At 73.0% G+C, this 14,176-nt stretch carries 12 protein-coding genes; 10 read left to right on the plus strand and 2 right to left on the minus strand.

What is annotated here, in order from left to right:
- Positions 1–42 precede the first annotated feature (42 nt).
- The 3 genes from ABT300_RS02480 (at position 43) to ABT300_RS02490 (ending at position 2,174) form a co-directional block, all read left to right on the plus strand.
- Positions 43–1,650 carry a FadD3 family acyl-CoA ligase gene (locus ABT300_RS02480; protein WP_351671014.1) on the plus strand — a complete coding sequence of 536 codons (1,608 nt, stop codon included), beginning with the start codon at positions 43–45 and terminating at the stop codon, positions 1,648–1,650.
- A gap of 66 nt (positions 1,651–1,716) precedes the next feature.
- Positions 1,717–1,839: a hypothetical protein gene (locus ABT300_RS02485; RefSeq protein WP_351670970.1), complete on the plus strand. Its 123-nt coding sequence runs from the start codon at positions 1,717–1,719 to the stop codon at positions 1,837–1,839.
- On the plus strand, positions 1,836–2,174 hold the full coding sequence (locus ABT300_RS02490) for an XRE family transcriptional regulator (RefSeq protein WP_057578944.1): 339 nt from the start codon (positions 1,836–1,838) through the stop codon (positions 2,172–2,174). Before ABT300_RS02485 ends, ABT300_RS02490 begins: the two co-directional genes overlap by 4 nt.
- 95 nt (positions 2,175–2,269) lie before the next feature.
- Here ABT300_RS02490 and ABT300_RS02495 read toward each other — a convergent pair whose 3' ends face one another.
- Both ABT300_RS02495 and afsR read right to left on the minus strand, forming a co-directional pair.
- Complete coding sequence (locus ABT300_RS02495; protein WP_107443453.1) at positions 2,270–2,464, minus strand: hypothetical protein; 195 nt, start codon at positions 2,462–2,464, stop codon at positions 2,270–2,272.
- Between the two features lie 396 nt (positions 2,465–2,860).
- Entirely contained in the window at positions 2,861–5,845 is a 2,985-nt protein-coding gene (gene afsR / locus ABT300_RS02500; protein ID WP_351670975.1) for an SARP-family global regulator AfsR, read from the minus strand.
- 210 nt (positions 5,846–6,055) lie between these two features.
- On the opposite strand from afsR, the gene ABT300_RS02505 reads away from it, so the two are divergent.
- The 7 genes from ABT300_RS02505 to ABT300_RS02535 all read left to right on the plus strand — a co-directional run.
- On the plus strand, positions 6,056–7,318 hold the full coding sequence (locus ABT300_RS02505) for an amidohydrolase family protein (protein WP_351670978.1): 1,263 nt from the start codon (positions 6,056–6,058) through the stop codon (positions 7,316–7,318).
- A gap of 44 nt (positions 7,319–7,362) precedes the next feature.
- Entirely contained in the window at positions 7,363–8,235 is an 873-nt protein-coding gene (locus ABT300_RS02510) for an LLM class F420-dependent oxidoreductase (RefSeq protein WP_351671017.1), read from the plus strand.
- Between the two features lie 23 nt (positions 8,236–8,258).
- Positions 8,259–9,029, plus strand: a complete 771-nt coding sequence (locus tag ABT300_RS02515) for an SDR family NAD(P)-dependent oxidoreductase (RefSeq protein WP_351670981.1) — start codon at positions 8,259–8,261, stop codon at positions 9,027–9,029.
- A gap of 113 nt (positions 9,030–9,142) precedes the next feature.
- Positions 9,143–10,261, plus strand: coding sequence for an LLM class flavin-dependent oxidoreductase (locus tag ABT300_RS02520; protein WP_351670984.1), 1,119 nt, complete (start codon positions 9,143–9,145; stop codon positions 10,259–10,261).
- 138 nt (positions 10,262–10,399) lie between these two features.
- Positions 10,400–12,130, plus strand: a complete 1,731-nt coding sequence (locus ABT300_RS02525; RefSeq protein ID WP_351670987.1) for an N-acyl-D-amino-acid deacylase family protein — start codon at positions 10,400–10,402, stop codon at positions 12,128–12,130.
- A complete protein-coding gene (locus ABT300_RS02530) occupies positions 12,127–13,632 on the plus strand; it encodes an aldehyde dehydrogenase family protein (protein ID WP_351670990.1) in 1,506 nt (501 codons plus the stop codon). The genes ABT300_RS02525 and ABT300_RS02530 overlap by 4 nt, the downstream gene beginning before the upstream one ends.
- 215 nt (positions 13,633–13,847) lie before the next feature.
- A partial coding sequence (locus ABT300_RS02535; protein WP_351670993.1) for an ALF repeat-containing protein occupies positions 13,848–14,176 on the plus strand: 329 nt, incomplete at its 3' end.

Genomic DNA, 14,176 nt, shown 5'->3' on the forward strand with positions numbered 1-14,176 from the left:
GCTAATGGGCGGGAGGCCGTGATGCGCGAAGACGCGGACGTGATGCGCGCAGACGTGGAGTGGGGCAGCATCCCGGGCCTGGTGCGCGCGGCGGCCGAGCGGTACGCCGACGCCGAGGCGGTGGTGGAGGGCCGCACCAGGATCGACTACGCGGAGCTCGGCGCCCGGATCGAGCGGGCGGCGGCGGCCTGCATGGCGAACGGGGTCGAGGCGGGCGACCGGGTCGGCGTATGGGCGCCGAACTCGCTCGACTGGATCGTCGCGGCGCTGGGCGCGGTGTCGGCGGGGGCGGTGCTGGTCCCGGTCAACACCCGCTTCAAGGGCGCCGAGGCAGCGGACGTGCTGCGCAGGAGCGGCGCGCGGCTGCTGTTCGTGACGGGCGCCTTCCTCGGCACGTCGTACGTGGCGTCGCTGCGGCGGGCGGCGGGCGAGGGGGAGTCTGCCGGGCCCGGCCCGCTGCCCGGACTGCCCGCGCTGGAACAGGTCGTCGTCCTCTCCGACGACGCCCCGGCCGACTTCCGGGCCTGGAAGGACTTCCTGGCGAGCGGGGACGGAGTCGCGCGGGTGCGGGTGCGGGCGCGGGCGGACGCGGTGCGCGGGGAGGATCCGTCGGACATCGTCTTCACCTCGGGCACGACGGGCCGCCCCAAGGGCGCGGTGATCACGCACGCGCAGACCCTGCGGGCGTACGGGATCTGGGCCGACCTGGCCGGGCTGCGGCACGGCGACCGCTACCTCGTCGTCAACCCGTTCTTCCACACCTTCGGCTACAAGGCCGGCGTGATCGCCTGCCTGATGCGGGGCGCGACGATGATCCCGCAGCCGGTGTTCAACGTGGACACGGTGCTGGCGAACGTGGCCGCGGAACGGGTGTCGGTGCTTCCCGGACCGCCGACCCTGCACCAGGCGCTCCTGGACCACGCGTCCCGCGACAAGCACGACCTCTCCGCGCTGCGGCTGGTGGTGACGGGTGCGGCGGTGGTGCCGCTGCGGCTCGTGGAACGGCTGCGGGGCGAACTGGGCGTGGAGACGGTCCTCACCGCGTACGGCCTCTCGGAGGCGAGCGGCGTCGTCACGATGTGCCGCCGCAGCGACGACCCGACGGTCGTCGCGGCCACCTCGGGCCGCGCGATCCCGGGCACCGAGATACGGGTGGACGCGGAGCCGGGGGAGCCCGGCGAGGTGCTGGTCCGGGGCTTCCACGTGATGCGCGGCTACTACGAGGACCCGGCGGCGACGGCGGAGGCGCTGACCCCGGACGGCTGGCTGCGCACCGGAGACGTCGGCGTCCTGGACGCGGAGGGCAACCTGCGCATCACCGACCGGATCAAGGACATGTTCATCGTCGGCGGCTTCAACGCCTACCCGGCGGAGATCGAGCAGCTCCTCGGCCTGCACCCGGACGTGGCCGACGTCGCCGTGATCGGCGTGCCCGACGCCCGTCTGGGCGAGGTGGGCAGGGCCTATGTGGTGCGGCGGCCGGGCGCGGCGTCCACGTCGGACGACCTGATCGCCTGGTCCCGACGGGAGATGGCGAACTACAAGGTGCCGAGGTCGGTGGAGTTCGTGAGCACGCTCCCGCGCAACGCCAGCGGCAAGGTCCTGAAGGGCGAACTGCGAGGACTGCGCCGACGTCCCCCGGTGGAGTGAACACACCCACGACCCACACGGCGAGCTTAACGCTTGCGTTACGTTGGTGGCACGGCTCCATGGGAAGTGCTTCTGGTCGCCGGGGACAAGGCCGGCCGATGGAACGGTTGGTACGAGACCAACATCCCGATCGCCGAGAAGCGCTACGACGACCACATCGCCGAGCTGGAAACGAGGGAGTACGAATGAGCACCGTCGGCTGGGAGGAAGTCAAGCGTCGGGCGGACGAGAGTCGACGGGCCGCCGGACTGCCCGTGCGGTCCCCGGAAGAGAAGCGGGCCGACATGGACCGCCTGCTCGCCGAGGTCCGGGCCTACAAGCTCGCTGAGCTTCGCCGGGAGCAGGATCTCACCCAGCGTGACATCGCCGACTCCATGGGGGTGTCCGCCCCCCGGATCTCGGCGATCGAGCACGGGGAGATCGATCGCACGGAGGTCGCCACCCTGCGCTCCTACGTGCGGGCCCTGGGCGGCGAACTCAGGATCGTCGCGGACTTCGGGGACACGCACTACACCGTGGCGTGACCGGCCGCCGGCCCTGACCGGCTCCGGACACGCCTCGGCCGCGGCGGCTCCCCTCCGTGCCGCCGCGGCCGATCCCCGTGCGATGTGGCTCTGTGTCAGGCCGTCTCGTCGGTCGCGTGGAAGTCGGCCGGCTTGTTCAGCGGCTCGGTCGTGGCGTGGAAGTCCTTGGTGGTGATCTCCTCGCCCGCGGCCTGCGCCGGCTTGGAGTCGGCGACGACCGCCGGGGCCTCGGCCTTCTCGCTCGTCGCGTGGAAGTCGGCGGGCTTGACGGTGCCGGTGTTGTCGGCCATGAGGTGACTCCTAGGAACGTGAAGCGGGATGGAACGGAGTGGGGCGGGACCCGCCCGGCAGTTCCCCCGAACATTGCCGGGCGGGTCTCGCGAGGCCGTTCACCCTAGGGGGTGTCCCGTGGCCTGATTCACAGGACCCCGCCCACTGGCACGGCCGTCGTACCGAGCCGTCTGCCCCCCGACGCGACGGTCCGGCCCAACTGACAGTGCCGGACGGCGATAAACAAACGATGAACGCGTTTCGGGACCGCCGGACGGACGCCTCGCGGGACCGCCGGACGGACGCTTCTCGGGACCGTCGGCCGGGCGCCGCGTCCGGCCGACGGCCGAGCACTGAACGGGCCGCCGGACAACGCCTCCGCGTCGGCCGGAACCCATCCTGCCGGACCCCGCCGCTCATCCCACCGGCGCCGAGGCCAGCAGCGTGCGGACGTCTGCCGCCTCCGGGGACCCCAGTGTCTCGAACACGGACAGCGCCTCCTGCCAGCACACCCTCGCCCGGTCGAGCTGGCCGACGCCGTGCAGCCCGCGGCCGAGGGCGGTGAGCACGTTGGCGCGCCGCCAGTCGCCGCCGATGCCGTGCAGGACGGCGAGGGCCTGTTCGGCGCAGGCCGCGGCGCGCGCCGGGCCGTGATCGGCGAGATGCAGCTCGGCGAGCCGGAACAGGGTCATGCCGTGCCACAGCTGCTGTCGGGCGTCCTGGAACATGCCGAGCGCGTCGGTGAGCGTGCGCAGCGCCAGCGTGATCTCGCCGGCGCTGGTCAGGGCCAGCCCCAGCGCGTACTTCCCGTTGGCCAGCCGCAGCGCCATGCCGGTGTCGTCGCGCTCGTAGATGGTGACGCCCTGCCGGGCCAGGGACACGGCGCTCTCGGTGCGGCCGGTCGCCAGGTGGACCCGGGACAGGTTGCACAGGGCGCTGGCCTCGCCCGGGGTGTTCCGGTCGGCGCGGAAGGCGGCCAGCGCCTTCGTGAGGTGCTGCTCGGCCTCCTCGTGCCGGCCGTTGTAGAGGGCGATGATGCCCTGCTGGTTGGGGGCCTGGGCGCAGACCACGGGGTCCTCGGCGGCGAGGCCCAGCGTCAGCGCCGCGCCCGCCTCACGGTCCGACTCCGTGAACTGGCCGGACACGCCGAGGATATGACTGTGCATCAGGCGCGCGCGGCCCTCCGCGTAGGGGTCCCGGGCCCGCTGGGCGGCCGCGACCACCGCGGTGGCGGCCAGCACGTACTGGCGTGAGCTGATCCCCGACTCGCCGAGGTCGACGGCCGCGAGGAGCAGATCGGCCGCCCGCCGCAGCGCGCCCGCCGTTCCCGTCTGCTGCACCGCCGCGAGCAGTCCGCTCGCCTCGGTGAACAGCCAGTCCAGCGCCTGGCCCCGGTCGGCGAAGGCCAGCCCCGGGTAGTCGCCGCGGCTCAGGTGGTCCAGCACCCGCTCCCCGGGCCGCTCGATCGCGTAGACGCCCGTCGCGGTGGCCAGATAGAAGTCCAGCAACCGCGACATCGCCACCTCCCGCTCGCCGGCCGCCTGCTCGTCCCGTTCCGCGCACGCCCGGGCGTACAGGCGGACCAGATCGTGGTATCGGTAGCGGCCGGGCGCCGCCGACTCCAGCAGAGAGGTGTCCACCAGGGACTCCAGCAGGTCCTCGGCGTCCTCCGGCGGCAGGTCCAGGACCGCCGCGGCCGCCCGCAGGGAGACGTCCGGGCCGTCCGCGAGGCCGAGCAGGCGGAACGCGCGGGCCTGGGCCGCGTCCAGCGCCCCGTAGCCCAGCTCGAACGTCGCCTTCACCGCGAGGTCGCCCGCCTGGAGCTCGTCCAGCCGCCGCCGCTCGTCGGCCAGCTTGGCGGCGAGCACCGAGACCGTCCAGGTGCGGCGGGACGCCAGCCGGGACGCGGCGATGCGGATCGCCAGCGGCAGGAAGCCGCAGGCCGCGACCACGTCCAGGGCGGCCTCCCGTTCCGACGCCACCCGCTCCTCGCCCACGATCCGGGTGAACAGGGCCAGCGCCTCGTCCGGGGACATCACGTCCAGGTCGACCAGGTGGGCCCCGGCCAGGTCCACCATCCGCACCCGTGAGGTGACCAGCGCCGCGCAGCCCTCCGTGCCCGGCAGCAGAGGACGCACCTGGGCGGCGTCGCGCGCGTTGTCCAGCAGCACCAGGATCCGGCGCCCGTCCAGCAGCGAGCGGTACAGCGCCGCCCGTTCCTCCAGGGAGTCCGGGATCGCCGACTCCGCCGCGCCGAGGGCGCGCAGGAACGCGCCGAGGACGGTCTCCGGCTCGGCCGCCCGTGCCCCGGCGCCCTGCAGGTCGACGTACAGCTGCCCGTCGGGGAAGACCGGGCGGGCCTGGTGCGCCACGTGCACCGCGAGGGTCGTCTTGCCCACGCCTCCGATGCCCGCCAGCGCCGACACGGCCATCACCCCGCCGGAGCCGCCGCCGCCTGCCGCCGCCAGCACCTCGCTGAGCTCCGCCACGAAGGCCGCCCGGCCGGTGAAGTCCGGGACGGTCGCCGGGAGTTGTGCGGGACGCACCCGTACCACCGCAGGTTCCGCCGCGGGCGCCGAAGGCTCGGCCAGCTCCGGGTCGGCCTGCAGGATGCGGCGCTGCAACTCCCGCAGTCCCGCCCGGGGATCCACCCCCAGCTCCTCGGCCAGCAGCCGCCGGGTGTCCGCGTACACGGCCAGCGCCTCCGCCTGCCGGCCGCTGCGGTACAGCGCCAGCATGAGCAGTTCGCGCAGCCGCTCGCGCAACGGGTAGGCCGCCGTCAGCGCGGTCAGCTCCGACACGGCGTCCGCGTGGCAGCCCTGCTCCAGGTCCATGTCCAGGCGGGATTCCAGCAGTCCCAGCCGCCACTCCTCCAGCCGGACGCGCTGCGCCTCCGCATAGGGTCCGGGGACGCCGGCCAGCGCCTCGCCGTCCCACAGGGCGAGCGCCCGGTTCAGCGTCTCCCGGGCCCGCCCCAGGTCGCCGGCCGCCCTCGCCTTGTCGGCCTCCGAGGCGAACTCCTGCGCCACCGCCAGGTCCAGGGCGCCCTCGCCCAGACCGCGCACGGCGTATCCGCCGGACTCGGTCACCAGGACGCCCGGGTCCAGCGCCTTGCGCAGCCGGGACGCGTACGTCCGCACCGCCGCCAGCGCCTGCGAGGGCGGCTCCTCGCCCCACAGCGCGTCGATCAGCTCGCCGGCCGTCGCGGTACGGCCCTCGCGCAGCAACAGGGCCGCCAGCAAAGCGCGTTGCTGGGGGCTGCCGGTGGGCAGCTGCTCCTCGCCGCGCCGGGCGCGCACCGGGCCGAGCACATCGAAGCGCAGCGCGGCCGGCTCCCCGGCCGAGCCGGAGCGCCTCTGCTGCGGCACACGCGGCTCGTCGTGCTCTGCGCGGTCGTCCATCAGGGCTCCCCTTAGGCATTCGAAGTACCGAGGCCCAGTTTGCCCTGTCCATGCCGGAACCGTCAGTCGCGCGAGACGCCGATCACAGACAGGCGCACGGGAGTCCACAGAGCCCACACAGTCTCCGCGCACACATCCGGCCACCGCGGGCCCGCAGCGGCGGCCGCAGGCTAGCTGACGCACCGTCAGATCAGCGCTACCGTGCCTTCCATGGACACCTCACCCGCCGCACCGCCCGCCGCACCGCCCGCCGCCTCCCCGCTCCCGCCGATCATCTCCGTCGACGACCACACCGTGGAGCCGAGTACCGTCTGGCAGGACCGCCTGCCGAGGAAGTACCTCGACACCGGACCCCGCGTCGTCCGGGCCCCGCTGAAGGAGATGACCTTTCTCGGCGGCCGCTTCAAGCCCGTCATGGGCGAGCCCGGCGACGACGGACCGATCGGCGACTGGTGGGTCTACGAGGACCTGCACCGCCCGCTCACCCGCCTCGACACCGCCGTCGGCTTCAGCCGCGACGAGATCAAGCTGGAGGTCATCACCTACGAGCAGATGCGCCCGGGCTCCTACGACGTCCCCTCCCGGCTCGCCGACATGGACGTCAACCACGTCCAGTCCGCCCTCTGCTTCCCCACCTTCCCGCGGTTTTGCGGACAGACCTTCACCGAGGCCGCCGACCGTGAGCTGGGCCTGCTGTGCGTGCGCGCCTACAACGACTGGACGGTGGAGGAGTGGTGCGGCCCGCAGGCCGCGGGGCGGCTGATCCCGCTCACCCTCGTCCCGCTGTGGGACGCCGAGCTGGCGGCCGCGGAGGTCCGGCGCAACGCGGCCCGCGGGGTGCGCGCGGTCGCCTTCTCCGAGATACCCCCGCACCTCGGCCTGCCCTCCGTGCACACCGACTACTGGGACCCCTTTCTCGCCGCCTGCGACGAGACCGGCACGGTCGTCGCCATGCACATCGGCTCCAGCAGCCGTATGCCGTCCACCTCGCAGGACGCCCCGCCCGCCGTCGGATCCACCATCACCTTCGCCAACTGCTGCTTCTCGATGGTCGACTGGCTGATGAGCGGCAAGTTCGAGCGCTTCCCGAGCCTGAAGGTGATGTACGCGGAGGGCCAGATCGGCTGGATCCCCTACATCCTGGAGCGCGCCGACGTGGTGTGGGAGGAGAACCGCGGCTGGGGCGGGGTCGCCGACAAGGTCCACCGGCCGCCGTCCGAGCTGTTCGCCGACCATGTCTTCGGCTGCTTCTTCGACGACGCCTTCGGGCTGCGCAACCTCGACTCCGTCGGCGCCGGAAACGTCCTCTACGAGACCGACTACCCGCACTCCGACTCCACCTGGCCCAAGTCGCGGGAGGTCGGCGAGGCGCAGATGGGCCACCTGGCCCCGGACGTGGTGGAGCGGATCGTGCGGGGCAACGCGATCAAGCTGCTGGGGCTGACCGAGGACGGCCTGTGGAGCCCCCGGTGAGCCTCGCGTACGGCATCCAGCTGCCGGTCCAGTCCCAGTCGACGATGTTCGCCGAACCGTGGGAGGCCGACGCCGGACCCGCCGACCTCGTCGAGATCGCCCGGGCCGCCGACCGGGCCGGCTTCGCCTACGTCGCCGCCTGCGACCACGTGGCGATCCCGCGCCGGCTGGCCGAGGCCATGAGCACGGTCTGGTACGACCCCGTGGCGACCCTCGCCCACCTCGCGGCCGTGACGACGCGCGTCCGGCTGCTCAGCCACGTCGCCGTCGTCGGCCTGCGCCACCCCCTCGTCACGGCCAAGCAGTACGCGACCCTCGACCACCTCAGCGGCGGCCGGCTGATCCTCGGGGTCGGCGCGGGGCACGTGCGCGAGGAGTTCGAGGCGCTGGGCGCGGACTTCGAACGGCGCGGCACGCTCCTGGACGAGACGATCGACGCCCTGCGCGCCGCCCTCGGCCCGGACGAGTTCCCCTCCCACCACGGGAAGGCGTACGACTTCGAGGGGCTCGGACAACGGCCCCGCCCGGCCCAGGCCCGCGTGCCCGTGTGGGTCGGCGGCTCCTCCCCGGCCGCCGTGCGCCGAGCCGCGCTCAAGGGCGACGGCTGGCTGCCCCAGGGCGATCCGAGGGAGCGGCTCCCCGCGCAGATCGAGCGGATCGCGCGGCTGCGCGCCGAGGCCGGCGTCGAGCAGCCGTTCACCGTCGGCGCCATCACGGAGCCCCTGTACGTCGGCACGCCCTCCTGGAACGTCGGCCGCCGCACCCTCACCGGGCCGCCGCAGGCCCTCGCCGCCTCGCTGCGCGCCTACCCGGCGATGGGCGTCGGCCAGATCCAGGTCCGGTTCCGCTGCCGGAGCCGCTCCGAACTCATCGACCAGATCACCGCGTTCGGGGCCGAGGTCGCCCCGCACCTGTGAACCCCACGTCAGGGAGGACAGTCATGGGCAAGCTGGACGGTCGTGTCGTCATCGTGACCGGAGCCGCACGCGGCCAGGGCGAGCAGGAGGCGCGGCTCTTCACCGAGGAGGGCGCCCGGGTGGTCGTCGCCGACGTCCTCCAGGAGCAGGGCCGGGCGCTGGCCGAGGAGCTCGGCGCGCTGTTCGTCGAGCTCGACGTCGCCAGCGAGGAGGCCTGGCAGTCGGCGGTGCGCGCCGCGCAGCAGGAGTACGGCCGCGTCGACGGCCTCGTCAACAACGCCGGCATCCTGCGCTTCAACGCGCTCACCGACACGCCTCTCGACGAGTTCATGCAGGTCGTCAAGGTGAACCAGGTCGGCTGCTTCCTCGGCGTCAAGACGGTCGCGCCGGTGATGGCCGACGGGGGCACGATCGTCAACACGGCCTCGTACACCGCGATGACCGGGATGGCGGCGGTGGGCGCGTACGCGGCGTCCAAGCACGCGATCCTCGGGCTCACCCGGGTCGCCGCGCTGGAGCTCGCGCCGCGCGGCATCCGGGTCAACGCCGTGTGCCCGGGCGCGGTCGACACCGCGATGTCCAACCCCTCGCTGCTGGATCCGGACACCGACCGGGAGGAGACCGCGAAGGCCGTCGACGGGCTGTACCGCAAGCTCGTGCCGCTGGGCCGGATCGGCCGCCCGGAGGAGGTGGCCCGCCTCGCGCTGTTCCTCACCTCGCAGGACTCCTCCTACATCACCGGGCAGCCGTTCGTGATCGACGGGGGATGGCTCGCGGGAGTCGCCCTCATCTGACTGTACGTCAGCTATTGACCCTCCTTGCGGGTGGTGCGACAGTCGGGCCAGCTGACCTGACGGTCCGTCAGAATCAGATCCGTGGACATCAGAACCGGGGACGGTGAACCGCCTTGGAATTCGGGCTCTTCGTACAGGGATACGTGGGCAAGCGCGCCGAGACCGATCCGCTCGCCGAGCACAAGGCGCTGATGGAGGAGACCGAGTACGTCATCCAGGCGGACAGGTCCGGTTTCAAGTACGCCTGGGCGTCCGAGCACCACTTCCTGGAGGAGTACTCGCACCTCTCCGCCAACGACGTCTTCCTCGGCTACCTCGCCCACGCGACCGACCGCATCCACCTCGGCTCGGGCATCTTCAACCCGCTGGCGCAGGTCAACCACCCGGTGAAGGTCGCCGAGAAGGTCGCCATGCTCGACCACCTCACCGAGGGCCGCTTCGAGTTCGGCAGCGGACGCGGCGCCGGCTCCCACGAGATCCTCGGCTTCCTCCCCGGCATCACCGACATGAACCACACGAAGGAGATCTGGGAGGAGACCATCGCCGAGTTCCCCAAGATGTGGCTCCAGGACGAGTACGCCGGCTTCCAGGGCAAGCACTGGCAGCTGCCGCCGCGCAAGATCCTGCCCAAGCCGTACGGGAAGTCGCACCCGGCGATGTGGTACGCGGCCGGGTCGCCGCCCTCGTACGCGATGGCCGCCCGCAAGGGACTCGGCGTGCTGGGCTTCAGCATCCAGAAGGTCTCCGACATGGAGTGGGTGCTCGAGCAGTACAAGACGGCCGTCGTGAACGCCGAGCCGATCGGGGACTTCGTCAACGACAACGTGATGGTGACGACGACCGCGATCTGCGCGCCCACGCACGACGAGGCGATCCGCATCGCCGTCGAGGGCGAACTGCACTACCTGCCCTCGCTGGTGTTCCGCTACCACGACACCTTCCCGCGGCCTGAGGGCTTCCCGGTCTGGCCGGAGACCCTGCCCGAGTACAACGCCGAGTTCGTCGAACTGCTCATCGAGGAGGAGCTGCTGATCTGCGGCGACCCCGACGAGGTGACGCGGCAGTGCAAGCGGTGGGAGCAGGCGGGCGCGGACCAGCTGTCCTTCGGGCTCCCGGTCGGGGTGCCGAAGGAGGAGACGCTGCAGACGATCCGGCTGATCGGGGAGCACGTCATCCCGAAGATCGACACGGACCCCGTGCACCGCACCACGCGGTTCCGGCAGGGCGCGTGACGCTGTCGTCGACCGGCCTGGCGCGTACGCGCCGTAGGCGTGCGGGCCGTTCGGCGGCCGCGGATCCTCGTGGCTGGTGGCGCAGTTCCCCGCGCCCCTGAGCGGTGCTGCCCGCAACGGAGTTGAGGAGAAGCTCTCATGCTCGATCACGTCATCAAGGGCGCGACCGTCGTCGACGGGTCCGGTGGGCCCGCCTTCACGGCCGACGTCGGCATCCGGGACGGGCGGATCGCCGTCGTCGGCACGGTCACCGAGGAGACCCGTACGTCCGAGGACGCGGCCGGCCTCGTCCTCGCCCCCGGGTTCGTCGATCCGCACACGCACTACGACGCCCAGCTGTTCTGGGATCCGTACGCCACCCCGTCCCTGAACCACGGGGTGACCACGGTCGCGGCCGGCAACTGCGGCTTCACCCTCGCGCCGCTGCACCCGGACCGTCCCGAGGACGCCGACTACACCCGCCGCATGATGTCCAAGGTGGAGGGCATGTCGCTGGTCGCCCTCGAGGAGGGCGCGCCCTGGAACTGGAGCGGCTTCGGGGAGTACCTGGACGCCCTGGAGGGGCGGATCGCCGTCAACGCCGGCTTCATGGTGGGGCACTGCGCGCTGCGGCGGCACGTGATGGGCCCGGACGCGGTGGGCGGGCAGCCCGACGAGGCGCAGCTGGCGGAGATCGTCCGGCTGCTGCACGACGCGATGGACGCCGGCGCCTGGGGATTCTCCACCACGCAGTCCTCGACCCACTCCGACGGGGACGGACAGCCGGTCGCCTCCCGGCACGCCCGGCCCGCGGAGCTGCTGGCGATGTCCCGGGCGGTGGGCGAGCACGAGGGCACGCAGATCGAGGCGATCGTGGCGGGCTGCCTCGACCAGTTCAGCGACGCCGAGATCGATCTGCTCGCGGAGATGAGCGCAGCCGCCGGACGCCCCCTGAACTGGAACGTCCTCACCGTCGACGCGGCCGTGCCGGAACGGGTGCCCCGCCAGCTCATGGCGAGCGAACGCGCGCGCAAGGCGGGCGGCAGGGTGGTGGCGCTGACCATGCCGATCCTCACGCCGATGAACATGTCGCTGGGCGCCTTCTGCGCGCTGAACCTGATCCCGGGGTGGGGGCCGGTCCTCGCCCTCCCGGTCCCGCAGCGCATCGAACGGCTGCGCGACCCGGCCGTCCGGGCGGAGATGCTGCGGCGGGCGGACTCGAAGGAGGCGGGCGTCTTCCGTCGGCTGACCGACTTCGGGCGGTACGTCATCGGCGACACCTACAGCGCGGCCAACGCGGGCCTCACGGGCCGGGTGGTACGGGACATCGCCGCCGAACGCGGCCTGGACCCCTTCGCCTGCCTGGTCGAGATCTGCGCCGCCGACGCGCTGCGCACCGTGCTGTGGCCGATGCCCACGGACAACGACCCCGACTCGTGGGCGCTGCGGGCGGAGGTCTGGAACCACGAGGACGTCCTGCTCGGCGGGTCCGACGCGGGCGCGCACCTGGACCGCATGTGCGGGGCGCCCTACACCACCCGCTTCCTCGGCGACTGTCTGCGCGGCCGCAGGCTGGCCGGTCTGGAGCAGGCGGTGAAGATGCTGACGGACGACCCGGCGAGGCTGTTCGGGCTGCGGGAGCGGGGCCGGATCCAGGAGGGCTTCCATGCCGACCTCGTCCTGTTCGACCCGGAGCGGATCGACGCGGGCAAGGCCACCCTGGTGCACGACCTGCCGGGTGACAGTCCGCGGCTGGACTCCAAGGCCGTCGGGGTGCGCGCGGTGTGGGTGAACGGCGTCGCCGCCATCCGCGACGACATGGTGACGGGCGCCGTGCCGGGACGGGTGCTGCGCTCGGGGCGGGACACCAGGACGGTGAGCACCGGATGAGCGAGGTGGGGCGACCGGCCGCCGACGACGCCCAGCGGCTGTTCGTCGGCGGGGACTGGGTGGAGCCCGACGGCGGACACTACGACGTCGTCGACCCGGCGACCGAGAGGACCGTCGGCCGGGCGCCGGAGGCCTCGCCGGATCAGGTGCGCGAGGCCTGCGCGGCGGCCCGCGAGGCGCTCGGCCCGTGGTCGCGGACCCCGCCGGGGGAGCGGGCGGCCGTGCTGGCCAGGGCGGCCGACCTCATCCGGGACCGGCTCGTGCCGTACGCCGAGCTCGCGCAGGCGGAGACCGGCGCCACCACCGCGACCGCGCGCGCGATGCAGGTCGGGGTGGCCGCGGCCCGCTTCCGCCGGTACGCGCGCGTGGAGCCCGCCGAGTGGCCGATCGCACCGCAGGTCAACGAGGCCGGTGGGGGCACCTCCCACGCCCTTCAGGCAGTGGGGGCGGGGAAGGCCGGCGTCATGGGCGCGCTGGCCGTGCGTCAGCCGGTCGGCGTCGTCGCCTGCGTCACCTCGTACAACAACCCGTGGGCGAACCCGGCGGGCAAGGTCGCGCCCGCCCTCGCCATGGGCAACACGGTGGTGGTGAAACCGGCCCCGCAGGACCCGCTGTCCGTCTACCGGATGGCGGAGGCGCTGCAGGAGGCGGGCGTCCCGCGCGGCGTCGTCAACGTCCTGTCCGGGCGCGCGGTCGCGGTCGGCGAGACGGCGGTGTCCTCGCCGGACGTCGACATGGTGAGCTTCACCGGCTCGACGGCCGTCGGACAGCGCATCGGCGAGACGTGCGGCCGGGACATGCGGCGTCAGCTGATGGAACTGGGCGGGAAGGGCGCCGCGGTCGTCCTCGACGACGCGGACCTCGCCTCGGCGGTGGCCGGCATCGGCACCACCTTCTCCTTCTACAGCGGCCAGATCTGCACGGCCCCGACACGGGTGCTGGCGCAGCGCGGGGTGTACGACCGGCTGGTGGAGCAACTGGCCGTGTACGCAAGCCGTTTGAAGGTCGGCGATCCGAGGGAGCCGGACACGGTCGTCGGCCCGGTGATCTCGGCAGCGCACCGGGACCGGGTGGAGTCGTACGTCGAACTGGCGCGCAAGGAGGGCGCGACGGTCGTCACCGGCGGCGAACGCCCGCCGCCGGAACGCGGGTTCTACGTCGCGCCGACCGTCCTCGCCGACTGCACCAACGACATGCGGGCGGTGCGGGAGGAGATCTTCGGCCCTGTCGTGACGGTCGTGCCCTTCGACGACGAGGAGGAGGGCGTCGCCCTCGCCAACGACAGCGACTACGGCCTCATCGACTACGTCTGGTCGGCGGACGTGGCCCGCGCCTTCCGCGTGGCCCGCAGGCTGCGGGCGGGCGGCGTCGGCGTCAACACCGTCGGCCGCAACATGGAGGCCCCGTTCGGCGGGTTCAAGAAGAGCGGGGTGGGCCGCGACGTCGGCTCGTACGCGCTGCACGCCTACAGCGAGGTGCAGGCCATCGTCTGGCCGGGCTGAGCCCCCGGCCTGCCGGACGAGGGCCGGCCGGTGCGCGTCGGTGCGCGTAACCGGGGCGGTTCCAAAGGGAGTTGAGATTACCTCCGGGCGGTTCGATGATGTACGAACAAGGCATCGAATGCCGACGGGGACTGCCGGTTTCCGGCAGTGCATCAGGCGGCGCACGAGGGTGAGAATCCCTCGCAGCGACCGCCACATCACGGAGGAACACACTCATGCGACAGCATCGCGTTGCCCTGCTCGTCACGGCCACCGCACTGGGCCCGGCCCTGCTCTTCGCCTCCCCGGCGTTCGCCGCCGGCGCACCGGCGGCCGCGACGGCGACGGCCGCGACGGCGACCGCCGCGGCGGCGACCGACACGCCCGTGGACGAGATGTCGCTGGACGACCTGCGCGTCGCGGTCGCGCGCATCCTCGGCGACAAGGCCTCCGGCAAGGCCGTCGTGCGGGAGGCCAACAGGGCGCTGGACGCCGGCACGGCGGACGCCCTGCGCGCGTTCCTGGAGACCGGTTTCCGTCTCGCGCGGGCCGAGGACGACCGGGT

This window comes from Streptomyces sp. NPDC001027, from assembly GCF_040299045.1.
Lineage (GTDB): Bacteria > Actinomycetota > Actinomycetes > Streptomycetales > Streptomycetaceae > Streptomyces.

Bases quoted from the DNA above. Each gene is read 5' to 3' on its own strand.
- ABT300_RS02525 (WP_351670987.1), top strand. From the start codon at position 10,400: ATGCTCGATCACGTCATCAAGGGCGCGACCGTCGTCGACGGGTCCGGT.
- ABT300_RS02530 (WP_351670990.1), top strand. From the start codon at position 12,127: ATGAGCGAGGTGGGGCGACCGGCCGCCGACGACGCCCAGCGGCTGTTC.
- ABT300_RS02510 (WP_351671017.1), top strand. From the start codon at position 7,363: ATGTTCGCCGAACCGTGGGAGGCCGACGCCGGACCCGCCGACCTCGTC.
- ABT300_RS02480 (WP_351671014.1), top strand. From the start codon at position 43: ATGCGCGCAGACGTGGAGTGGGGCAGCATCCCGGGCCTGGTGCGCGCG.
- afsR (WP_351670975.1), bottom strand. From the start codon at position 5,845: ATGGACGACCGCGCAGAGCACGACGAGCCGCGTGTGCCGCAGCAGAGG.
- ABT300_RS02495 (WP_107443453.1), bottom strand. From the start codon at position 2,464: ATGGCCGACAACACCGGCACCGTCAAGCCCGCCGACTTCCACGCGACG.
- ABT300_RS02490 (WP_057578944.1), top strand. From the start codon at position 1,836: ATGAGCACCGTCGGCTGGGAGGAAGTCAAGCGTCGGGCGGACGAGAGT.
- ABT300_RS02505 (WP_351670978.1), top strand. From the start codon at position 6,056: ATGGACACCTCACCCGCCGCACCGCCCGCCGCACCGCCCGCCGCCTCC.
- ABT300_RS02515 (WP_351670981.1), top strand. From the start codon at position 8,259: ATGGGCAAGCTGGACGGTCGTGTCGTCATCGTGACCGGAGCCGCACGC.